This window comes from Iodobacter fluviatilis, from assembly GCF_900451195.1.
GTDB lineage: Bacteria > Pseudomonadota > Gammaproteobacteria > Burkholderiales > Chitinibacteraceae > Iodobacter > Iodobacter fluviatilis.
In genome coordinates this window covers 1,872,932-1,895,431 of sequence record NZ_UGHR01000001.1, presented here as the reverse complement: position 1 = coordinate 1,895,431, position 22,500 = coordinate 1,872,932, and the positions used below count along the sequence as shown (strand labels likewise).

The window sequence follows — 22,500 nt, the reverse complement described above, 5'->3', positions numbered from 1 at the left end:
TAGTCCGAACCGGGCCTTCAACTGCCCACAAAAAAACGCCGCCCTTGATCAATAAGGAGCGGCGTTTTTTCTGGGCAAGCCATTAGTTTTTTGCCTGCCCCAAACGATTAAGCATGGCTTTCACTGCGGACATTTGAGGTGAGGTTTTGCTGTAAAAATTTGGTGCTAAAGGATTAAACGGGTCTGAATATCCCCAGAAATCCCAGCAACCCTTGGGGTTAAGCGGGGTAAAAAAGCCGTAACTGGCTTTGGCCTGCGGGTAGAGCACGATAATTTTATTTGCGTCAGCCAGCTCGTTATAACCTGTGGTGCCATAAAACAGATTGCCGATTTTCTCAGCCCCCTGCTCGCAGCCATGAAAAGCCACATGCACTTTGCAGGTTTCCGCCTCACATGCCTTAGGCACATACAGATAAGCATCGTCACTCATACTGGTGTAGCCGGACTTAATAAATTCGCTTTGATCGAACTGGACGATTTTGCCACTGAGTGTAGATACCGCGGGCTGCAAATCGCCGTAAATATGCTTCAGTATGTCTTGCGACTGAATAAAATCACAATCGTTGATATAGGGCGACTGGGTATCAGCGCAAACCACGTCTTTTGCGTTATTAGTGATGATGGCGTGGCCTGCGTTGACGCTCTGAATATATTTAATATTTTCTGCAGGCAGCCCGGCCAGCTGGTAAAACGCGGCGGTCTGATCAACAACGGCCGTTGCCACGGTTTTATCTGCCTTACCACTAAACAGATAGACCTTCTGATTCTTTAGAAAATCAAGCGAATCAATCGCCCCCACCCCTGCAAAACCTTTCGCCAGATTAATCAGCAACTTGGGGTCTGGCGGGCCATACACGCTAAGCGATGGATTCATGCAAGCCGTTTGCGCCACGGTTGACGATGGTGGCGCAGGGTAAGCCGAACCTGAGCAATAAAACGGCCCGCCAGCCACAACGCCCGCCCCTACCAGCGTGCTTGAGAAAGCCGCATGAAACTGCGCTGCCATAAATGCACCTGAAGACAAGCCGGAAACCGAGGTCTGGCTTAAGTCCACCTGATATGCAGGCAGTTTGACGGCTTTTTCTGCATGGGCTGCATCAGCCAGCAAACCCATCAAGAGCATGGCCGAGGCGATGCGAAAGGACGTACTTTTAAAAAAATCTTTCATGAGATCCCCTTGTTAATAATGAAAACCCTTATTTTAACTTTCATTATTAGAAATATTTATAGGAAATCCCACATCACAGCTTGAATATTTTATGAAACTTTAGCGACGGGCTTTATATAGAAAGAGGCTAAAAATAAACATCCTTAGCAACGGTCGCCCCTAGGGCTTATCGATGGCCCAGCAAAGCATGGAATACCCCGCGATAAAAGCAGGAAAACGAAACATCAACAAGCCATGTTAGCCGCTAAGCACGCTCAAGCTCACGGCTTAGCCACCCTGCGGTGCACAAAGCGCAAGATTTCATCCAGCACCGGCAAACCTGCGGTGGCCTGCGGATGGTTAATCATCGCCACCACCACCGATGTCTGGCCGTTGACATCACGCACATAGCCTGCTGCTGCGCGCACATCACGCAAAGTGCCCGTTTTGATATGAGCCTCACCCACCATCGAGCCAAGGCGCTTTTTCATCGTGCCATCGAGTGCCACCAGCGGCAAAGAGGAGATAAATTCTGCGGCATAGGGGCTTTGCCATGCATCGATCAATAACTCGGCCATATGGCGTGCGCTAATTTGCTCCTGCCTTGAGAGTCCTGAGCCGTTTTCCATTTTTAGCTCATCAAACTGCTTGCCACGGCTGTTTAGCCAATGGCTCACCGCCGCAAAGGATTTGGCAGAAGAGTCTTTTCCCGCCTCACCCGTACCTAGGCTAAGGTACAGCTGGCGTGCCATGGTGTTATTGCTGAATTTATTAATATCCCGAATCACATTCGCCAGATCAGGCGAGCGGGCCGTCAGCAAAACCTGCGCCTCAGCGGGCACCAGACCTGCGCGATTCACACCACTGATCACCCCGCCCTGCTCCGCCCATAAGCTGCGAAACAGGCTGGCGGTATAGCTGGGGTGATCCAGCAGCGCCAGATAGCGCTCGCCCGTACAGCCCGTGGGCATACTGCCGCTCAGCACGATTTTGGCGCTGCTGCCCTGATTATCAACAGCCAGCTGGAGCTTGTTTTTGACCGCCTCGCAAGACGCAGCGGGGCTGCTGCTCAGGCGATTATCGATGTGTACGGCAGCTAAATTAGGCTCCAGCGATGTCACCACGCCACCAGCCTCGGCCCTGAGTGTTAAACGCACGCTTTTTAAATTACTCAGCAGGCTGTCTGGGGAAACTAAAAATGGCCGGTAAGGCTCATCGCCATCGTCGTCATAGGGGGTGTTTTCGTCGCTTACGCTGAAGAAACTACGATCAAGCACTAAATCGCCCCGAATCTCTTTTACGCCAGCGGCTTTTAAATCGCGCAGCATCAGCCAAAACCGCTCTAAATTCAGCTTTGGATCCCCATAGCCCTTAATGTAAAGATCGCCATTTAAAATGCCATTCACGGGCTTAACCGTGGATGAGATTTCAGTAGTCCACTGATAAGCCGGGCCTAAAAGCGACAAACCGGCATAGGTGGTCACCAGCTTCATGGTCGATGCCGGGCTGCTGGGCTTGTCTCCCTGAAAATAGAGTGCGGGCTGAGACGATTGCAGCGGTACAATCGCCAGACTCAGCGAATCGCCTGGTAGTTTTGCGGCCTTTAAAGCGCTTAAAATCTCGGCTGGCAGCCCGGCAGCGTGGACGTTGCCCCATGCAAGGGCACAAACTAATAACAATTTTTTCAAAATTTCACTCTTTGTGAGCAGCCTGACGCGCCTGCCAGGCGGCATAATCCGCAAGGTACTGAGCGCGTAAAACATAATAAATATCAAAGACACAGCTATCCCCACAGCCGCTTCCGCAGCAGGATTCAAACTCTGGCTCTATTGGCGCCGTTGGCGCGGGATCATCTTCGGGAAAGGTAAGCTGATTATCAAGTGGCAGCATCATGGTAGAATTCATCTATGGCTTATCAAGTACTGGCACGCAAATGGCGGCCCAAATCATTCGCCCAACTCGTTGGGCAAGAACATGTGATCAAAGCGCTGGCAAATGCCTTCGCAAATGATCGTTTACACCACGCCTATCTGCTGACCGGCACACGCGGTGTGGGTAAAACCACCATCGCGCGGATTATGGCAAAAGCGCTGAACTGCGAAACCGGCGTCACTGCCACGCCGTGTGGCGTGTGCCCGGCGTGTATGCAGATTGACGCGGGGCGCTTTGTTGATCTCTTAGAGATCGACGCGGCATCGAACACCGGTATCGACAATATTCGCGAAGTGCTCGACAACGCACAATATTCGCCGACCGCCGGGCGGTTCAAAGTGTACATTATCGACGAAGTACACATGCTGTCAAAAAGTGCGTTTAACGCCATGCTTAAAACGCTGGAAGAACCGCCTGCCCACGTTAAATTTATTTTAGCCACCACCGACCCGCAAAAAGTACCCATCACGGTACTGAGCCGCTGCCTGCAGTTTTCCTTGCGCCAAATGACGCCGCAGCAAGTCTCCGGTCATTTAACGCAGGTATTGCAAGCCGAAGAAATCAATTTTGAGCAAAGCGCACTCAATATCCTAGGCCATGCAGCCAATGGCTCGATGCGCGATGCGCTCAGCCTACTGGATCAGGCTATTGCTTATGGCGGTGGCGATGTGGGCGAGCTAGCCGTACGCGCCATGCTGGGCGCGGTGGATCAGAGTTATTTATTTGATATTCTGCAAGCGCTGATCGCTGGCGATGGCAATGCGGTCTTGGCCACAGCAGACGCCATTGCAGGCCGTGGTTTATCTTATGAATCGGCCCTGCACGAGTTAGCTCATTTGCTGCACCAAGTTGCCGTGGCACAAGCCGTACCCAAAGCATTAGCCGACGATTTGCCGCAGCGGGAGCAGATTGCCGGTTTGGCACAGGTGATGAGCCCGGAAGACACCCAGTTGTATTATCAAATTGCCCTGCACGGCCGCCGCGATTTGCCGCTGGCACCAGATGAATACGCGGGCTTTAGCATGACGCTGCTGCGCATGCTGGCGTTTTCCCCTGCAGAAGCAAGCCAGATTAATCTGCCAGCGCAAGCAGTCAGCCCGGCCGCAAGGGCTGCGCCAGTCACTCAAGCCGTGCCTCAGCCTGCACCCAATCCACCGGCACAGCAACAAGCCGCGCCACGCCCGCCGATCAGCGATGAGCCCAGCCATTACGATGCGCCGCCTTGGCACGAAGAAGAGCGGGCTGCACCGCCAGCACAAGCACCCGCCGCTATTGCAGCGCCTGCCACAAAAGGCCCGTTTAATGGCGACTGGCGCGCGCTGATTTTGCAGCTCAAGCTGGGTGCTGCAGGCATGCTGGCGCAAAACGCAGAATTACTGGGCTATACCGCGAACTCGATTGAGCTATTAGTCGGCGAAGAACACACTGCTGTCGCCAGCCGCGCCTATCAGGAAAAGCTGCGCGAAGCACTGAGCAACCACTTTGGCCATGAGATTTCACTGAGCATCACTCTTGGCTCGGCCAGCGGCGATACACCCGCAGCCATCGCCCTAAGGGAAAAACTGGCCCGCCTTGCCGAGGCCACGCAATCAATTCAAAACGATCCTTTTGTACAATCCGTGGTGCGTGATTTTGGTGCCACGGTGATTCCTGATTCAATCAAACCACTCAGTTAACCAAGGAGCAAGACAATGTTTGGTAAAGCCGGCATGGGCAATCTGATGAAACAAGCCCAACAAATGCAAGAAAACATGAAGAAAGCGCAAGACGAGCTGGCTACTGTAGAAGTAGAAGGCCAAGCGGGTGCAGGCATGGTCAAAGTCACCATGACATGTGCCAATGTAGTAAAACGCGTTGCCATCGATGACAGCCTGATGACCGACGATAAAGACATGCTCGAAGACCTGATCGCAGCGGCATTTAACGATGCCGTACGTAAAGCGGCCTCCACATCCGAAGCAAAAATGGCCGGCTTCACCGCGGGCATGCAATTGCCACCGGGCTTTAAAATGCCGTTTTAATTGAGTTTGCTTTCGTATGGCGGAGTACCCCTCCCCTGCGCAGCTATCCAAAAGGGGCAATCTGCCCCTTTTTTACGCCAGAGCGCCCCATGTCTACACCACCATCCCTGCATGCCCTGATCGCCGCACTGAAAACCCTGCCCGGCATAGGCCCCAAATCCGCACAAAGAATGGCCTTTCATTTAATGCAGCGCGATCAGAAAGGTGCGGCCGATTTAGCCACTGCGCTCAATAACGCGCTGGGCAAGCTCAAACACTGCAGCCTGTGCAATACCTTTGCCGAAGTGGATTTATGCGATGTTTGTAGCGATGAAAAACGCCAGCACAATCTGCTTTGCGTCGTAGAAATGCCCACCGATTTAATGATGCTGGAGCAAACACTGGCTTTTCACGGCCTGTATTTTGTACTCATGGGCAGGCTTAGCCCGCTCGACGGCATTGGCCCCAACGATATTGCACTGCAAAGGCTACTGGAGCGCGCCAGTGATGGCGTTGTAGAAGAAGTCATCCTAGCCACCAACTTCACCACCGAAGGCGAAGCCACAGCTCATTATCTGGCCGAAATGCTGCGAGCCCGCGGGCTGAAAGTCAGCCGAATTGCCCGTGGCATGCCGGTAGGCGGCGAGCTGGAACACGTCGATGCAGGCACGCTAGCACAAGCCATGCTGGAGCGGCGCAGTGTTTGATTTTTAGTTAGCCTAGCTAAATTAATGCGCCGACATCTTAGAAAACAGCTGCAACACCACTACCCCGCTTACAATCAGGCCCAAGCCAATAATGGCAGGCCAGTCTGGTTTCTGGCCGTAAAACAGCATCGCTACAATCGTCACAAGTACAATGCCCATGCCCGACCAGATGGCATAGGCCATGCCAACCGGCACACTTTTCAGCACTAAAGACAGCATCCAAAACGCCACGCCATAGCCCGCAACCACAATCACACTGGGCATCAACCGGCTAAATCCTTCAGTCGCTTTAAGGGCTGAAGTGGCAATCACTTCGGCCACAATGGCTATTGCCAATAAAAAATACGCATTCATTATTGAGTCGCCTACAAAAACAAGCCCGCCATCTTACGATATGCGGGCAAAGAAAGACGGGGAAATAATGACGCATCCAGCAAAAGGTTACTCGATCCTTAAGGTGGTTTCTGGATCAAACATCACCGCCTTAGTCATATCGAGGGATAAGCGCAGCGTTTCACCCGGCCCTTTCACCGCCCTAGGGTGAATCCGTGCCACCACGGGGGTATGATTTATTTCCGTAAAAATCATGGTATCCGGGCCTGTAGGCTCGGTAAGCTGCACAAGACATCCCAAACCACCGGTTTCAGAGTCCGCCACATCCAGCTGCTCTGGCCGGATACCCAGTAAAACTTTCTGCCCCAGCCGCTGGGTAAGTTGCGCGCTTTGTTTTACCGCTAAAAACTGGATATCCCCTTCAGATTGCAAGCTCACCCCAACACGGCCATCTTGCTCAGCCAAATGGCAGGGAATAAAGTTCATTGAAGGCGAGCCAATAAAACCCGCAACAAATAAATTAGCGGGTTTCTCATAAATATCCTGCGGGCTGCCAAATTGCTGAATAATGCCGTCTTTCATTACCGCAATTTTATCCCCCAGCGTCATTGCCTCAATTTGATCATGAGTCACATAAACAATGGTGGTTTTTAATCGCTGATGCAATTGCTTTATTTCAGTACGCATTTCTACACGCAATTTTGCATCTAAATTAGACAGCGGCTCATCAAATAAGAATAAAGTTGGGTTTCTGGCTAAAGCCCGCCCCATGGCTACCCGCTGCCGCTGCCCACCTGATAATTCAGCCGGCTTTCGATTTAATAGCGGGGTAATTTGCAGCATTTTAGAAACGCGCTCAATAATATCTTCCTGCTCTTTTTTTGGCACGCCACGCGTTTCCAAACCAAAAGCAATATTTTGCCGAACGCTCATCGTGGGATAAAGCGCGTAGCTTTGAAACACCATGGCGATATCTCTGTCTTTAGGCGGCACATCATTCACCTTGCGCCCGCCAATATAAATCTCACCGCTACTTGGTGCATCAAGGCCTGCAATAATATTCATTAAAGTGGATTTACCACAGCCTGATGGCCCTACCAGAATCAGAAATTCACCGGCTTCAATCGCAATATCAATACCTTTCAGAATATCTGTATCACCAAAGCTTTTGATGATATTTTTAATTGCCAGTGCGCCCATTATTCAATCCTTCTGATATTAATGCAGTACCACGTGGGGCAAATAAGCCTTGCCCTATAGGCAAGCAAAAAAGCCGACTATATAGGGTGTGCAAGTCATTGCGCACCGGCTTGTTGCGGTGCGTAACGCCTACGGCGTTTTGCACCCTGTTTCAATACTACAGATTAGAAAAATCAACCTTTTACCGCGCCTGCTGTTAAACCACGCACAAAATATTTACCTGCAAAAACATAGACCAAGATAGTAGGCAAGGCGGCAATAATGGCGGCGGCCATATCGACGTTATATTCTTTAACGGATGTAGAAGTATTGGCTAGGTTATTTAAACCCACGGTAATCGGCTGACTATCTCCGGCTGAAAAAACCACCCCGAATAAGAAATCATTCCAGATATTGGTAAATTGCCAGATCAGCGTCACCATAATAATGGGGGTAGACATGGGCAAAATAATCTTAAAGAAAATACGCCAGAATCCTGCACCATCCAGCCTTGCCGCTTTAATCAATTCATCCGGAATGCCCACATAGTAATTTCTAAAAAACAAAGTGGTGGATGCCAAGCCACATACCACATGCACAAAAACCAAACCAGTCGTTGAGCTGGCAATCCCCAGCCAACCCAAGGTTTGCGCCATAGGCAAGAGCAACACTTGAAAGGGCATAAACACGCCAAATAAAATCATGGCAAAAACAATTTCTGATCCCTTAAAACGCCATTTAGCCAATACATAGCCATTAATTGCACCGAGCGTGGTAGAGATTAATACGCCAGGAATCACCATACGAACCGAATTAAAAAAATAGGCAGATAAACCATGGCATTCCACGCCTGTACAGGCAGAAGACCATGCTTTAGCCCATGCAACAAATGAAATTGAGCTAGGAAAGGAAAGTAAATTACCACTTCTGATTTCATCCAGGCCTTTAACAGAAGTAATAAACATCACATACAGCGGCAATAAATAATAAATAGCAGCAAGGCACAACAGGGTATAAAGCAGACCACGGCCCATTTTATTTGCCATTTTTCTTGACCCTTAATTCTGAATAAAGATAAGGCACCACCAGCGCGGCAACAGTGGCCAGCATCATCATTGAGCTGGCCGCCCCCACGCCCATTTGCCCACGGGTAAACGCCATTGCATACATAAAGGTAGCGGGTACATCAGAAGAAAACCCAGGCCCGCCCCCTGTTAGTGCCATCACCAGATCAAAACTTTTAATAGCAATATGCGACAAAATCATCAGCGTAGAAAAAAAGACCGGCCTTAAAGCAGGCAGAATGATTTTCCAATAGATTCGGGGTAAAGAAGCACCATCAATTTGCGCGGCTTTTAATATGGAATCATCCACACCTCGCAAACCAGCCAAAAACAAAGCCATTACAAAACCAGATGATTGCCATACCCCTGCAATCACCACGGTATAAATCGACATATCAGAATTAACCAGCCAATCAAACGTGAACTGGGTAAAGCCCCAGTCGTGCATAAGTTTTTCTAGGCCTAATCCTGGGTTTAACATCCATTTCCAGGCGGTGCCCGTCACCACAAAAGAAAGGGCCATGGGATAAAGATAGATCGTACGCAATACACCTTCGCCACGAATTTTCTGATCTAAAAAAATAGCCAGCCCAATACCTATGGCCATGCCGCTACCAATAAATAAACCTGCAAATATAAATAAATTTTTTACTGCAACCCACCAGCGCTCATTCTCAAACAACACCTGATACTGAGCCAGACCGGCCCATTCTAAATTGGGCATTAATCTTGAAACAGTAAATGACAAATACCCATTCCAAAGAATAAAACCATATAAGAAAACTAGAGTAAGTAAAAATGAGGGGGCTAAAACGAGGCGCGGCAGCCAGCGCTCCGCGAAACCATAGTGTGCTTCCTGAGCGGATACAGACATTGTTTTCTCCAGAACGGGCGATCCAGCACGCGGGAAAGACAAACTGATCAGTAAGACAAGGACAAAACAGGGGGCAGCACTGAGGCTGCCCTCCCCGTTTATCACCGTATTTATTTCACTTTTGCTGCAGCAACCAATTTAACGCTCGCTTGTTGCGCCGTCATGGCGTCATCATTCCAAAATTGCGAAATGACATCGGCTACAGCGCCTTGAGTTGCTGAATGCATGGCCATGCCATGAGCCCAGGAGGGCAGTAAGGACCCTTTGGCAGAGGTGGCTTTAAAATCTTCGGCGGATTTTTTGCCACAATCATCAAACTTACTCATATTCAGCCCCTGCCGAACAGGGATAGACCCTTTATTCAGATTAAAGATTTCCTGAAACTCTGGGCTCATTAAAGTAACTGCTAAATCTTTCTGCCCTTTTTCAGCATCTTTATTTGGCAGTTTAAACATGGCGAAACTATCGATATTAAAGGTGTAAGCCGCCGCAGTACCAGGAGCGGCCACACAGAGAAAATCTTTACCCGGCACTTTGCCCGCAGCCAAGAATTCACCCTTAGCCCAATCGCCCATAATTTGCATAGCGGCTTTGCCATTAATGACCATAGACGTGGCTAAATTCCACTCCCGCCCGGGGGCATTTTTATCGGTATAAGGTTTAAGTTTTTTATAGGTCGTTAGCGCATTAATCATACTGGCGCTTTTCAAAGTGGCAGGGTCAAGCTGAATAAAGGCTTTTTTATAGAAATCACTACCGCCAACGCCCAAGGCGACTGCTTCAAATACCGTGGCATCCTGCCAAGGCTGGCCGCCATAGGCAAGCGGCTGAATACCGGCTTTTTGCAAGGCATCCGCAGTTTTAAAAAATTCATCCCAGGTTGTTGGCACTCTGGCATTTGCTTTTTTAAGTAACTCCGGATTAACCCACAGCCAATTAACACGATGCACATTAACCGGGGCGGCGACATAACTGCCTTTGTATTTCATGGCACTGGCCACCACAGGCGGCAGCAATTTATCCCAGCCTTCTTTTTTTGCCACATCATCTAAAGAAGCTAAAACACCTTCATTACCCCATTCCTGAATGGATGGCCCTTTGATTTGGGCTGCTGCAGGCGGCTGGCCAGAAACGACGCGTGTTTTAAGCGCCGTCATTGCGTTATCGCCTGCACCACCTGCCACGGCAAAGTCTTTCCATTTATGGCCTTTGGCTTCCAGCATCTTTTTAAGTTCTACAGCCGCTTTTGCCTCTCCACCAGAAGTCCACCAGTGCAATACTTCAACATCCGCGGCATGCACGGAAAACGCAATTGAAAAGCTCGCCGCCAACAAACTCACCTTCAGTTTCTGCATTATCGTATTCCTTATGTTGGGTACGCACATTGCTGACTATGTGTGCTCCAATTACTTTAGATGGGCAATATAGTCATTTAAATGAGGCGAAACACGATTGGGCAATAACCTTAAGGCAAATGCCTTATTAAACCCAAGCCAACACAGGAATAGCGTTTTATATTAAATACAAAAATTAAATCTCTGAGATTTGCACCCCTTTCAGCGAAGCAGCGAGGCCGCCCGCAGAACGTACTTTTAATTTGGTGTAAATACGCGCGCGGTGTACTTCTACCGTTTTAATACTGATATCTAATTCATCAGCAATTTGCTTATTTAAACGGCCGGTGAGCAATTCACGCAGCACTTCACGCTCGCGCGGTGTAAGGCTTTCAAGGCGCTCATCCAAAGATTGACGGGCATTCCAAGCACTACGCGCTTCTTCATCACGGGAAAGGCAGGCTTCAATTCTGGATACCAGTAGGCCGTAATCGCATGGTTTTTCTAGGAAATCCATCACGCCGTCTTTCACTGCGGCAACAGCCATTGGCACATCAGCATGGCCTGTCAGGAAAATAACCGGCGGCAAATAGAAAGCATTTTTTAATTCGGCATACAGCTCTAAACCACTCATGCCCGTCATGCGGACATCAATAATCAGGCAGCTGTATTCCGATGCATCCGATTCATTTAAAAAATGCTCTGCCGATTCAAAACCAAAAACAGGCCACTGATGCGCTTCGAATAAAATTTGCAGCGCATCACGAACAGCGGAGTCATCATCAATTACAGCGATTGGTCGCATAACAATTACCTTTCAAGATAGTAATACTGAAGAGGGCCAGGAAAGCCACTATGACTGATTCCCGGTCAAACACCGAAACATACAATCAGTGGCACATCACTGCCCCGGCTCTCATTTAAGATAAAACAATGGGAAGGCGAAAAATAAAACAACTGCCGCCATCAGGATTTGCCTGAATTTTTAAATGCCCCTGATGCTGTTCAATCACGGAGCGGCAAATATTCAAACCAATCCCCATTCCCTCGGGCTTACTGGTATAAAAAGACTGAAACAATAAAGCGGGGTTTTCAATCCCCGAACCCCTGTCGGCCACACAGACCTCAAGCCAGTCTTTACCTGCATAGGCACTGACCCGGATTTCTCTTTGTGCCACAGGTGTTTCCAGCATGGCCTCCATACCATTCTTAATTAAATTAAATAGCACCTGTTCCAGCATCACGCCATCTCCCATTACCTTAGGCAGGGCGGGACTTAAATCCAGAATAATGCGACTTTGATATTTTCGGGCCATCGGCTCAAGTAATTGCATGGCCACTGCCAGTAGCTCGGCAAAATCGCAAAGCTCGCTGCGCGATGCACGCCGGGATGAAAAGTTACGAATCCCGCTGATAATTTGCCCGGCACGCCTAGCCTGCTCACCCATTTTGGCCAGAATATGCCTGACCGAATTTTTTTCATCACGGGATAAGATTTCTTCCCCAGCTGCAGCATAGCCCGCAATCGCCGCCAGCGGCTGATTAAGCTCATGTGCAAGGCTTGATGCCAGCTCGCCCATACTGACTAATCTGGCCGTATGCTGAAGTTTTTCTTCCCTTGCCCGCTCTTCTTCAGCAATTTGCCGTCTTTCAGTGATATCGGCAGCGATTTCCAACCAGGCCACCAGCCCGTCCACCCACTGAATCCGCCTGCGTTGCACCAGAAACCAGCGACCGCTGATCGGGTCCTGCCGCTCTGCGGCGGCCTCTCCAATCGGTAAAAGCGGCCACATACAGCACTCTCCATCCGCCTGCAGTGGGAAGGTATGACTATGGTGACGGTTGCGGTAGCGCACGATGCCACTATCCACATCAAACACAGATACAGCGGCATCCAGGCCTTCCAATACAGTAAGTAGCTGTTTGCGTGATTCAGCCAGTGCCTCACGCTCACTTTGCAGCTCGGTCACATCATATAAAGACGCCATCCAGCCCCGGTGCTCTCCCCGCCCGTCCACCAAGCGTGAAGAATAAAGGCGCACATCAAAACGCTCGCCATCCCGGCGCATAAAACGAAGTGCAAAACCGCTGACAGGGCACTCTCCCGACAAGAGAGAGTTCCAGGCCGCAGCACAGGCCGCAAGCTCTTCAGGCGCCCAATAAGGCATAGGGGACGATTTGCCCAACAACTCGGCTTGCGATCTACCCACCATGCTGCAAAACGCCAGGTTAGCGTAAATCAGATGCCCGGAGGTATTAATGGCCAGTAAACCAGTGGTGAGTGAATCCTCCATTGCGGCACGAAAACGCATCTCGTCCCGCAAAGCACCTTCTGCCTGCTGGCGCTGCTGCATCCGTTTTTTCAACAGGCTCAAAGCCCACAGCAAAGCCACCAGCAATGCAAACACCACACCCAGCAGCCAAAGCTGTGTCACGGATGTTTTTTCATGCCGCACGCTGGCGCGTAATTTCAAGCCATGTCCCAGAGGCTCAAAACCCACCGACCGGCTTATCCCGGTCAGGCTTATCCGTGCATCATGGGGGGCCAGCACATTCCCTTTGCCATCCAGCAATGATAAATCGTAGCGCTGCACCATCCACCATGGCACCCGCTGTTGCAAAATTGCAGGCAGAGCATACGCAGCTAGCACAGAGCCCAGATACACGGTGCCTTTAAAAATAGGAACAACCAGCACGATCTGAGCCACTTTAGGCTCGCCCGCCATAATCACATTTGAATATAAAACATAGCCCAGCGTGGCCGCGCCATCGAGCACCTCCAGCAAGAGAGGATCATCCAGAGGCACAAGGCTTTGCGGCCGCGAGCTGTACGCTGGCAAGCCCCACACCCGGTTCCCCCCGGAATTAACATAATCAACCGAGAGCATTTCGGGCGATGCCCGCAACAGGCTATCGGCTCTGGCGCGAAAATCCTCCTCGCGCAAGGCATTCGCTGAAATACCATAAGCCAGATTTTCAATCGCATTCTGATTGGTTTGCAAGTGCAAGCGCAGGCCCTGCTCCTGCCAAAGCAAATCTTGAGACAAGACCGTATCCTGCGCACTTCTGGCCTGGCGAAAATCAAGCCAGACAAAGCTTGTCAGCGCTAGCAGCACAAGGCTGATCGAAATATAGGCGAGCCACCACAGCCAATGCTGACCGGCTCGGCGCATCAGGGAAGAATTCATAGTTGGCCAGCTTGGGGCATATAGGGAAAAAACATCTTGGCCAGTTCAGTGCTTCAGAAATAACATTTTTTTTATGATAGTAGCGTAAATAACTCACGCAAACATGTGAGGAGGATAGGGTGCATTGTAACGAGCCCCCATATGGTAAAACCCTAAGATAAAAAAAACGCCGGAGCAAATTGCCCCGGCGTTTTTAATCAATCCAGCAGAAAATCAAGACTAGAACTTGGTATTAAGCAATATAAACAAAGACTTATAAAGAAAACAAAAAACAGTGTTCAGCCTTTATTTCTGAATTAATCGCGACTATTACCTGTGAAAGCCATGATTAAATTCAACAAACTGGTAAATAAATTGTAAACATTCAGATAAAGGCTCAGCGTAGCGCTCACATAATTGGTTTCGCCACCATTTACGATTCGGCTGACGTCATACAAAATAAAGCCAGAGAAAATCATTACTGCTACGGCTGAAATGGTCAGAGACAGCGCAGGAATCTGGAAGAAAATATTAGCCAATGCGGCCAGAATAATCACCACCAGACCAATCATTAAGAATTTCCCCATAAAGGAGAAGTCTTTCTTAGTGACCGTTGCAATCGTCGCCAGCGTAAAGAAAATAGCCCCTGTACCGATTGCGGCCATTGCAATCATTTCTGCACCGTTGCTAAAGCGTAAAGCCATTTGCAACATTTGCGACAGCCACAACCCCATAAACCCGGTATAGGCCAGCAAAATAAATACGCCAGCAGCGCTTTCTTTGGTTTTCTCAATGGCGTAGAAAGAACCAAAACTAATACCCATAAAGACAATAAAGCCCATCATAGGTGACATGCGGAACTGCATGGCAATACCCAAAAATGCGCCAATAGCTGTTGGTACCATGGTCAGTGCCAACATAAAATAAGTGTTACGTAATACGCGATTACGCTCGGACGACAGCGCTGAGCTGCCATAAGCTGTGGTGTTTAATTGCATGATCGTGTCTCTCCATTCTCACGGACTGGCCGTGTATGTCAGATAGATGGGTGTGATATAAAAAAGTTTCAAGGAGATTGAAAGAAAGATTCAATATCTGCAACTTTTACCAGAGAAAGTGCTTTTGGTGACCATTCAGGCTGATCATCCCTGTCGATCAGTTTAGCACGCACCCCTTCATGGAAATCACCGTGCCGTAAACAATTTCTTGCACCTATCCACTCCATTTCTACCACCTCATCGTAAGAAAGTGCTTGTGCCCGCTGCGCCATTTCCCACGTCAGATAAATAGATGTGGGTGATCCAGCGGCCTGCAGTGCCGCAGCCTGACGCAAAGCGAGTGCATCACCCTGATAATTTTGAATCCGCCCGCAAATAGCCAGCAAATCATCTCCAGCACAGATGGCGGCTACTTCATCAGCCAAGGGCAGCCATACCGATTCAGGCAGAGGGCAAGGCCAGGCCGCTGACAGCGCCGCAAGCGCCCCGGAAGCCAGCTCTGCATCACGCTCACCCGCACCACTCCAAGGCAAGGCTTGTAAAGTAATGATCAAGTCAGTAAAAGAGCACGATGGCAAAGCGAACTCTGCCGCGCCAAAAGCCAGAGCATCGGCCGCATTCAGGCGGCTGCCTGTCAGCGCCAATAAGCGCCCTATCTGCCCTTGTAATTGCTGCAGCCAAAAACTGGCACCCACATCAGGAAACAGTCCAATGCTGATTTCCGGCATGGCTAACACACTGGATTCCGTGACGATGCGATGGCTGGACGCTGCAAAAATCCCCCAGCCGCCGCCCATAACAATGCCATTTCCCCAGGCGATCACGGGCTTAGGATAACGGTGTAATTCCCGGCAGAGATCATACTCATGGCGGAAAAAATCATCGCCTTCATGTAAAAACTCGGGCTGACTCATGGCGTGGTAAAGCGCACGAATATCGCCGCCCGCACAAAAAGCCCGCTCGCCCTCGCCGCGTACCAATACCGCCACCAACGCTGGATCATGCCGCCAAGCCTCAATCTGCTCACGAATCTTCAAAACCATAGGCAAGCTTTGCGCATTCAGCCTGCTGGAAGCTAATAAAATCTCACCTAAAAACAAACCATTACTCAGCGCAATCTGCTGAAAATGCACCATCTTTATGTCTCTCTTTAAAACAAGGGGGAGTGCTACGAAAATTAGAATTAACAATTAAAAGTCAAAAAGACCTTTTTAGTGCCTTCGGCACGTTGATTTAGCTGCGGGCGTCCCGCTGGACCTTCCTTTCTTGTGTGGCCAAGAAAGGAAGCGAAGCCACAACCTCAAAGCACGAAGGCCCCTGCACTGCGGACAGTCGGCGGCGGGCGAGATTGGCTCGTGCCTCGCTCCCAAGCGATCCCCCGCCCCGCTTGTTCCTCGCTCCGGCGTGTTTCAAGGGGTTATTTAAGCCCCGTGCCAAGAGCGCGGTTATTACAGTTTTTCATTGTTTGCAAACATCAACCCAAACTAGCCACCCGTGCCACCCACTGTCAGCCCACCATCAATGCGTAAAGTAGGTTGGCCTACGCCAACCGGTACGCTTTGGCCTTCTTTGCCACAGGTGCCCACACCTGGGTCTAGCGCCATATCATTGCCGATCATCGATACACGAGTCAGTACATCGGGGCCGTTGCCGATCAGGGTTGCGCCTTTTACCGGATACATCAGTTTGCCATCTTCTACCCACCATGCTTCGGAGGCAGAGAATACGAATTTTCCGCTGGTGATATCCACCTGACCACCGCCAAAGTTAGCCGCGTACAAGCCGCGCTTGATGGAGCCGATGATTTCTTCAGGCTCCGCACTGCCCCCCAGCATCAGGGTATTAGTCATGCGCGGCATCGGCAGATGGGCAAAGCTTTCACGGCGGCCATTGCCTGTCAGCGGCATATTCATCAGGCGTGCATTCAGGCTGTCTTGCAGATAGCCTTTTAAAATGCCGTCTTCGATCAATACAGTGCGCTGAGTTGGATTACCCTCATCATCAATATTGAGCGAGCCACGGCGGTCACTGATCGTGCCATCATCCACCACGGTCACGCCCTTAGCTGCAACCTGCTGGCCAATCTTGCCACTGAATGCAGAAGACCCCTTGCGATTGAAATCGCCCTCTAAGCCATGACCAATGGCTTCGTGTAATAAAATACCCGGCCAGCCAGCGCCCAGCACCACGGTCATTTCACCGGCAGGAGCCGGGCGGGCGTGTAGATTCAGCACGGCCTGATCAACCGCTTTTTTGGCGTAATCTAGCACCACAGCATCATCAAAATAGCCGTAAGCAAAACGACCACCACCACCTGCACTGCCCTGCTCACGCAGGCCGTTTTCTTCCACAATCACCTGAATAGACAAGCGGCAGAGCGGGCGCACATCGGCAGCGCGATGGCCATCGTGGCGCGCCACGTAAATCACCTCAAACTCGGAAGCTAAGCTGGCCATCACTTGCACCACGCGCTTATCTAGGCTGCGCGCAGTGCGCTCTAGTTTTTCCAGCAGCGCCACTTTAGCCAGCTCATCAAGGCTGGCCAGCGGATCAACCGGCTGATAAAGCGAGTGGCCTACAATATCCCGGCCCAGTGCCACGGTATTTTGCCCGCCTTGGCGGCCAATCGCCCGCGTAGCGGCGGCGGCTTGGGTCAGCGCATTCAGGCTGATGTCATCAGAATAAGCAAACGCAGTTTTTTCACCCGACACGGCTCGCACACCCACGCCGGTATCAATATTAAAGCTACCTGACTTCACAATGCCTTCGTCCAGACTCCATGCTTCGCTGCGGCTGTACTGAAAATACAAATCGGCGTAATCAATATTATGTGTCAGCATCTGGCCAAACACCTGATCGAGCTTGGCATCGTCCAGATTAAAAGGCGTCAGCAACGTTTGGCGGGCAGTTTCTAAATGAGTCATTGTTTTGTCGCTTGAGTGAATCAGATGATTGAAAGGTATTACACACTATCTTTAAGGCACAGGGAAGGCGAGAAATCCCCATGGAATTTATAAAGTCGTCACACCGTAAAGATTAATGGGCCAAAATGACTGTAAACACAGAGATCAAAGAGTGCTCTGTGCCTGCAAGCCTTTTAAGGAAGTTCACGACTAAAGTAAGCGATGCGTTAAGGCGGGCAGGATGCGCCTTACTCTGTCCATCTGGCTGGCTTTTAATTCAGCCATCACCACGCCTTCACCGCTGGACTGACAGGCCAGAACCTTGCCCCATGGATCGATAAGCATACTGTGGCCAAAGGTATGGCGACCGGTGGAATGCTCACCGCCTTGCCCAGATGCAATCACATAGCATTGATTTTCGATGGCGCGCGCGCGCAGCAAGACTTCCCAATGTGCCTCGCCTGTGGTTTGGGTAAATGCAGCGGGCAAAATAATAAAATCAAGCGGCAACATGGCGCGGAAAAATTCAGGAAAACGCAAATCGTAGCAAACCGATAAGCCAATCCTTCCAAAGGGCGTATCAAAAGCCACGGGCTGATGCCCCGCTAAAATCGTATCGGCCTCCCGAAAGCACTCCGTGCCATTATCAAAACCAAATAAGTGCATTTTGTCATAGCGCGCCACGCACTCGCCTTCCGGGGAGTACACAAGACAGCTGTTATTGACACGGCTTACATCAGCGCAAATCAGGGGCACAGTGCCACCGACCAGCCAGACGCCATATTCTTTGGCTGCATCGGCTAAGAAACGTTGAATTGGCCCGTTTCCAAATGCTTCTTTAACTGCCACTTTATCCGTATCTTTATTGCCCATAATCGCAAAATATTCAGGCAGCACGATCAGCTGAGCACCAGCATTTGCAGCATTTTTAATCAAACGCGCTGCGCTAGCTAAGTTAGCAGCCACGTCAGGGCCAGACACCATTTGAATGGCTGCGGCAAGCAAAGTATTCATTTTCCCTCGCTCAATATCTATTTTCTATTAAAGGGCATGCGTGACAATGGGCTGCTGACACTTTTAATTTGCGGATCTGACATACTGCCTGTGATGTCGTATTCATAAGCCACCAGCTGGCCCAGCGGGTCTTTTAAAACACGCTGCAGTAAGAATGTAGCCACGCCAATCACAGGGTTAATAATGGTGGTGGCCACAGCCACGCTGTCACCAATCACCGGCACAATCCGCACGCGTAAGTTTTGTGTGGCCGCCATAAAATTAGCATCCCCTCTGAATAAGACTTGCGCGGCGGGCCCAGCAATCACCAGATTATCGGTGCGTGCCACGCCACGGTCGATCACGCTATCCCCACGGATTGAATCAAATTCAAAGCCTTCAGAAAATACATCTCTGAAATCAAGCTGCACGCGGCGGGCCAGGGATTGCAGGCTGAGAATCGATAATAAGCGCCCTACGCCCGGATCAACCTTAGCAAACTGCCCGGCCTCCACATCCACGCGCAATTTACCTTGCAGGGTTGATAGATCAGGCGGGAACAACTCGCCATCCCATGCCACATCGCCACTGAGCTTGGCGGGAGCACGGCGCATGGTGTCTGGCACACCAAGACGGGTCAGCAATTTACCGAGGTTTTCAGTTTCAATCGCAAAATTGCCGCTGATTCTGCCCGGTGTTTTACCCCAAACGCCGCTCATATTCAGCTTGCCATCGGGGTTGCTGATATTCACGCCGCTTAAACGCCAGTTCTCCCCCTGCTGCACCGCATCGACTTCCAGCTTGCCTAACTGTAAATTTTTATAGCGAAAATCATTCACTTGCAAATCAAGCGCAGGCAACTGTTGCAATGGCGATGCCAGCTGCACTGCTCCGTAAGTTTGAAAAGGCAGCCACAGCTTACTTAAGCGGCTGCTGAGCTTACCCTTTTCGTGGCCATTCCATTCAAAAGTGCCAGCCAGCTCTTGGCTCTCAACGCTGCCCTTCCAGAGCGATTCATTTTGTTCCTGCGCCTTAATCCGCACATCGATCAGACGCCTGCCCCAGCTCAATACACGGCCAAAGCGTAAATCCACACTTAAAGGCCCAGGGCGGCTGCCCGTCTGATCACCGATCAGCTCATCAGTCAGCGCCAGCCAGCTTTGCACATTTAATTCTGGCAAGCCGCCGCTGATATGGATGCCTGCTTTAGGCATGACGGGCAATGTCCCAGAGCCCAGCATAATTTGCCCCTGCAGCTTATTGCCTAAGGATAATTGCCCTTGCAAGCTTCTGTCGTAAGCAAACTCGAGCAAAGCAGGGTCATTGGCATTACCGCTTAAACGCAGACGCAGCGGCCGGTTATCCACGCCGTTTTTAGCCAGAGGCGCTGGCAAATCAACACTTAAACCCTGCAATGGCGATTGAATACTTAAGGAGTACTGAGCCTGCCCGGTGCTTAAGCTGGCCTGATAAGGCACTTTCCCGTGCAGGCGTTGTTTAAACGGCACACCATAGCGATCGGCCACGTCCTGAATATCAGCCTGGCCAGCCATATTCAGCAGCAATGCACCCTGTGCATTGCTTGCGCCGGAAAGCTTCACGCCTCCCCCTAAAGCTTGCGCTTTTGCGTCTTTAATGGTCAGCGACTGCTCAGTAAAACCAATCTTGCCATCGGCTTTAGTCAGGAGCGGAACCGCCCCGCCAAAATCGAGCTTATTACCCGAAAAGCGGTATTCACCCAAAATCTTGCTGGCATCGGTGTTTTCCAGTGGCAGGGCTAATTGCAAGCTCAGCTCGCCATCCCCTTCCGCTTTCAGATCGTCAATAAAACCTTCGGTACTCTGCTTAACCGGGCTTTGGTGTACAAAACGTAAAAATGCCTGAGTTGCACCCTGCGCCTTGCCTTTGACATTCAGCATAGGAGACAGCGTATCCATCTCAGGAATCGATACCGCCACATCACGCAAATTCACCGCAAAGATTTTGCCCTTACTGGCCCTGATATCCATTGCTGCGCCATGAAAATCAAGAAACGCATCGATATGCTCAATTGCAGGCCAGTCATCGGCATAAGACAAAGCCACATCTTTCGCATCTGCCGTGATTCTGAACACGCCATCTTTAGGATTACGGAAAGGAAAGTTTTCTAAATTGCCACGTAATTCGGCCCGTCCATTAACGGCTTTACCGCTGAGCAAGGATGTTTTTAGCCATGCCAGCGTTTCATCCCCTGCGGCGCGGGGCAAATACAAGTAAGCACGCTTGGCTTGCAGCTCACGAATATCGCCTTTTAAATTTAGATTGCCCAGCCCCTTACCAGGCCAGATATATTGCGCACTAGCGCGTAAATTTGTATCCGCATTGGCCAGCTCAGCCTGCGGCACATCCAGCTTCCATCCCCCTGCTGCCCGCTGCCATGCCAGCGTAAAACTGCTGCGGTCAAAATGCAGCGGCTCAACAAATTGCGCGGGCATCGTCAGTGATAAATCACGGCTGGCAATCGTGGCCTTGCCTGTGTCCTGATCCAGCCTAGCTTTGACATCAAAGCGCCCTAATAATGGCAGCCCCTGTTGCGGCAGAGCCAGCTCCAGCGCTTTGGCATCTATTTCAGCACTATATTTTTTTGCTTTTTGCCATGGCCCTTGCCAATTAAGCGTCAGCTGATCAATCCGGCCCTTCATTCCCGCATCTTGATACGCTGCTGGCAGCCATGCAGAAAGCGCCCCTAGGCCGTTCAAACTTAAAGACTGCAGCGCTAGGCTGTGTTTGTCTGAACGATCGCGCTGGTAATCAAGCCGGCAGTTTTGGCAAAGATCACCACTGGCCGTGGCCATATGGGCGGCTTTTAAACGTAATGACTGCTGCTCCTGATCATCCTGCCAGACAAAGCCCCCTTCAAAAGCGGGCAAAAACAAGGCCTGCGGTGCATCAGGCCAAGCCAGCACTAAATTGTTTATTTTTAATTGGGTATCCAATTTTTCAAGCTTGGCCTTAGCAAAATGCACGCTGCCCCTCAGCCCGCCCTCGCCTTCCGCCTGAGTAAACCATTGCGCCTCACGGGGCAATCTTTGCGCCAGTTGTTGCAAATCCACACGGGGCATATTAATCGTCAGCTGTCCGGACCAGCTCCGCAGCTCACCCACATCCTGACCACGCCAGTTTCCTGATAAGGAAAAAGCATCGGACACCACTTTGGGCGGCAAGACAGAAAGCTCAAAACGATGGCGGCCAAAACGCTGTTTGATATCCAGATCAAAGTTAGAAAAGACCTGCTCGCCTGTGTGGCTTTGCTCATCTAGGTAGTTTAATTTGCCATCGCTGATTTTTAGCTCGCCCTGCGCCAGCAGCCAGTTCATAAACCGGTTCTCGTTTTTGCCCGCCCCCGTTTTCAACGGAAAGCCCGCCACAAACCACTGCCCTGCCTGATCGCGGCGCAGGTTTAAATGAGGAGCTACGGTCGCCAGACGGCTGAAGAGCAGCTCACCGCGCAGCAACGTCCACCACGACAAATCAGCATCAGCGGAAGTAAGCTGCAAACCGGCCTGCCCGGCACCAGACACTTTAAAATGATCAACGCGAATATAAGGATGAATGCCCCGCCAGCCACCAGACAAACGCCCCATTTCGATCTGGCTGCCGGTGGCATCCACCAGCTTTTGCACCAGCCACGGCCGGTATTCATCAAGGCGAGGCAGCACATAAAACTGCCACGCCATCACCACAGAGCAAAAAATCAGGCCGACACCGGCCAGCACCCGCAGCAAGGCACGGTAATGCCAGTGTAAAAAGATAGAAAAACGTTGCAGTAGCTTAGAAAAAACAGGCATTCAGTGCGGCTCGGACATGCCAAAATCAGGCAGTGCTGTGTT

18 protein-coding genes are annotated in these 22,500 nt (G+C 50.6%); 3 read left to right on the top strand and 15 right to left on the bottom strand.

All coding sequences use genetic code 11. The features are described 5' to 3' along the window. Positions 1 to 82: 82 nt before the first annotated feature. The 3 genes from DYD62_RS08625 to DYD62_RS08615 all read right to left on the bottom strand — a co-directional run bounded on the left by DYD62_RS08625 (position 83) and on the right by DYD62_RS08615 (position 3,040). Positions 83 to 1,168, bottom strand: a complete 1,086-nt coding sequence (locus DYD62_RS08625) for an extracellular catalytic domain type 2 short-chain-length polyhydroxyalkanoate depolymerase (RefSeq protein WP_115226945.1) — start codon at positions 1,166 to 1,168, stop codon at positions 83 to 85. Between the two features lie 260 nt (positions 1,169 to 1,428). Further along, complete coding sequence (gene dacB / locus DYD62_RS08620; RefSeq protein WP_207916325.1) at positions 1,429 to 2,835, bottom strand: D-alanyl-D-alanine carboxypeptidase/D-alanyl-D-alanine endopeptidase; 1,407 nt, start codon at positions 2,833 to 2,835, stop codon at positions 1,429 to 1,431. A gap of 4 nt (positions 2,836 to 2,839) precedes the next feature. Further along, positions 2,840 to 3,040, bottom strand: coding sequence for an oxidoreductase-like domain-containing protein (locus DYD62_RS08615; protein ID WP_233702893.1), 201 nt, complete (start codon positions 3,038 to 3,040; stop codon positions 2,840 to 2,842). 14 nt (positions 3,041 to 3,054) lie between these two features. Between DYD62_RS08615 and dnaX the strand changes: the two genes are divergently transcribed. The 3 genes from dnaX (at position 3,055) to recR (ending at position 5,786) form a co-directional block, all read left to right on the top strand. Next, positions 3,055 to 4,755, top strand: coding sequence for a DNA polymerase III subunit gamma/tau (gene dnaX, locus DYD62_RS08610; protein WP_115226943.1), 1,701 nt, complete (start codon positions 3,055 to 3,057; stop codon positions 4,753 to 4,755). 15 nt (positions 4,756 to 4,770) lie between these two features. Next, entirely contained in the window at positions 4,771 to 5,100 is a 330-nt protein-coding gene (locus DYD62_RS08605; RefSeq protein WP_099397227.1) for a YbaB/EbfC family nucleoid-associated protein, read from the top strand. Between the two features lie 89 nt (positions 5,101 to 5,189). Next, a complete protein-coding gene (recR, locus tag DYD62_RS08600; protein ID WP_115226942.1) occupies positions 5,190 to 5,786 on the top strand; it encodes a recombination mediator RecR in 597 nt (198 codons plus the stop codon). 21 nt (positions 5,787 to 5,807) lie between these two features. Here the strand turns inward: recR and DYD62_RS08595 are convergent, their stop codons facing one another. The 12 genes from DYD62_RS08595 to DYD62_RS08540 all read right to left on the bottom strand — a co-directional run bounded on the left by DYD62_RS08595 (position 5,808) and on the right by DYD62_RS08540 (position 22,458). Continuing rightward, complete coding sequence (locus DYD62_RS08595; RefSeq protein WP_115226941.1) at positions 5,808 to 6,140, bottom strand: DMT family transporter; 333 nt, start codon at positions 6,138 to 6,140, stop codon at positions 5,808 to 5,810. Between the two features lie 87 nt (positions 6,141 to 6,227). Further along, positions 6,228 to 7,319: an ABC transporter ATP-binding protein gene (locus DYD62_RS08590; RefSeq protein WP_115226940.1), complete on the bottom strand. Its 1,092-nt coding sequence runs from the start codon at positions 7,317 to 7,319 to the stop codon at positions 6,228 to 6,230. A gap of 173 nt (positions 7,320 to 7,492) precedes the next feature. Further along, positions 7,493 to 8,344 carry a carbohydrate ABC transporter permease gene (locus tag DYD62_RS08585; RefSeq protein ID WP_115226939.1) on the bottom strand — a complete coding sequence of 284 codons (852 nt, stop codon included), beginning with the start codon at positions 8,342 to 8,344 and terminating at the stop codon, positions 7,493 to 7,495. Continuing rightward, positions 8,334 to 9,236, bottom strand: coding sequence for a carbohydrate ABC transporter permease (locus DYD62_RS08580; protein ID WP_115226938.1), 903 nt, complete (start codon positions 9,234 to 9,236; stop codon positions 8,334 to 8,336). Before DYD62_RS08580 ends, DYD62_RS08585 begins: the two co-directional genes overlap by 11 nt. A 110-nt stretch (positions 9,237 to 9,346) precedes the next feature. Continuing rightward, entirely contained in the window at positions 9,347 to 10,591 is a 1,245-nt protein-coding gene (locus DYD62_RS08575; RefSeq protein WP_115226937.1) for an ABC transporter substrate-binding protein, read from the bottom strand. A 175-nt stretch (positions 10,592 to 10,766) separates the two neighbouring features. Then, positions 10,767 to 11,375: a response regulator transcription factor gene (locus tag DYD62_RS08570; protein WP_099397220.1), complete on the bottom strand. Its 609-nt coding sequence runs from the start codon at positions 11,373 to 11,375 to the stop codon at positions 10,767 to 10,769. A gap of 115 nt (positions 11,376 to 11,490) precedes the next feature. Continuing rightward, a complete protein-coding gene (locus tag DYD62_RS08565) occupies positions 11,491 to 13,758 on the bottom strand; it encodes a PAS domain-containing sensor histidine kinase (protein WP_115226936.1) in 2,268 nt (755 codons plus the stop codon). 296 nt (positions 13,759 to 14,054) lie between these two features. After that, positions 14,055 to 14,735 carry a Bax inhibitor-1/YccA family protein gene (locus DYD62_RS08560; protein ID WP_115226935.1) on the bottom strand — a complete coding sequence of 227 codons (681 nt, stop codon included), beginning with the start codon at positions 14,733 to 14,735 and terminating at the stop codon, positions 14,055 to 14,057. Positions 14,736 to 14,803: 68 nt separating this feature from the next. Then, complete coding sequence (locus DYD62_RS08555) at positions 14,804 to 15,871, bottom strand: enoyl-CoA hydratase/isomerase family protein (protein ID WP_115226934.1); 1,068 nt, start codon at positions 15,869 to 15,871, stop codon at positions 14,804 to 14,806. Positions 15,872 to 16,219: 348 nt separating this feature from the next. Then, complete coding sequence (tldD, locus tag DYD62_RS08550) at positions 16,220 to 17,659, bottom strand: metalloprotease TldD (RefSeq protein WP_115226933.1); 1,440 nt, start codon at positions 17,657 to 17,659, stop codon at positions 16,220 to 16,222. Positions 17,660 to 17,848: 189 nt separating this feature from the next. Beyond that, positions 17,849 to 18,652, bottom strand: a complete 804-nt coding sequence (locus DYD62_RS08545; protein WP_115226932.1) for a carbon-nitrogen hydrolase family protein — start codon at positions 18,650 to 18,652, stop codon at positions 17,849 to 17,851. Between the two features lie 17 nt (positions 18,653 to 18,669). Further along, positions 18,670 to 22,458: a YhdP family protein gene (locus DYD62_RS08540; RefSeq protein ID WP_115226931.1), complete on the bottom strand. Its 3,789-nt coding sequence runs from the start codon at positions 22,456 to 22,458 to the stop codon at positions 18,670 to 18,672. Positions 22,459 to 22,500: the final 42 nt, after the last annotated feature.

Coding starts and splice junctions, on each gene's coding strand:
- DYD62_RS08625 (WP_115226945.1), bottom strand. CDS start 1,168: ATGAAAGATTTTTTTAAAAGTACGTCCTTTCGCATCGCCTCGGCCATG.
- DYD62_RS08615 (WP_233702893.1), bottom strand. CDS start 3,040: ATGATGCTGCCACTTGATAATCAGCTTACCTTTCCCGAAGATGATCCC.
- dnaX (WP_115226943.1), top strand. CDS start 3,055: ATGGCTTATCAAGTACTGGCACGCAAATGGCGGCCCAAATCATTCGCC.
- DYD62_RS08605 (WP_099397227.1), top strand. CDS start 4,771: ATGTTTGGTAAAGCCGGCATGGGCAATCTGATGAAACAAGCCCAACAA.
- recR (WP_115226942.1), top strand. CDS start 5,190: ATGTCTACACCACCATCCCTGCATGCCCTGATCGCCGCACTGAAAACC.
- DYD62_RS08595 (WP_115226941.1), bottom strand. CDS start 6,140: ATGAATGCGTATTTTTTATTGGCAATAGCCATTGTGGCCGAAGTGATT.
- DYD62_RS08590 (WP_115226940.1), bottom strand. CDS start 7,319: ATGGGCGCACTGGCAATTAAAAATATCATCAAAAGCTTTGGTGATACA.
- DYD62_RS08585 (WP_115226939.1), bottom strand. CDS start 8,344: ATGGCAAATAAAATGGGCCGTGGTCTGCTTTATACCCTGTTGTGCCTT.
- DYD62_RS08580 (WP_115226938.1), bottom strand. CDS start 9,236: ATGTCTGTATCCGCTCAGGAAGCACACTATGGTTTCGCGGAGCGCTGG.
- DYD62_RS08575 (WP_115226937.1), bottom strand. CDS start 10,591: ATGCAGAAACTGAAGGTGAGTTTGTTGGCGGCGAGCTTTTCAATTGCG.
- DYD62_RS08570 (WP_099397220.1), bottom strand. CDS start 11,375: ATGCGACCAATCGCTGTAATTGATGATGACTCCGCTGTTCGTGATGCG.
- DYD62_RS08565 (WP_115226936.1), bottom strand. CDS start 13,758: ATGAATTCTTCCCTGATGCGCCGAGCCGGTCAGCATTGGCTGTGGTGG.
- DYD62_RS08560 (WP_115226935.1), bottom strand. CDS start 14,735: ATGCAATTAAACACCACAGCTTATGGCAGCTCAGCGCTGTCGTCCGAG.
- DYD62_RS08555 (WP_115226934.1), bottom strand. CDS start 15,871: ATGGTGCATTTTCAGCAGATTGCGCTGAGTAATGGTTTGTTTTTAGGT.
- tldD (WP_115226933.1), bottom strand. CDS start 17,659: ATGACTCATTTAGAAACTGCCCGCCAAACGTTGCTGACGCCTTTTAAT.
- DYD62_RS08545 (WP_115226932.1), bottom strand. CDS start 18,652: ATGAATACTTTGCTTGCCGCAGCCATTCAAATGGTGTCTGGCCCTGAC.
- DYD62_RS08540 (WP_115226931.1), bottom strand. CDS start 22,458: ATGCCTGTTTTTTCTAAGCTACTGCAACGTTTTTCTATCTTTTTACAC.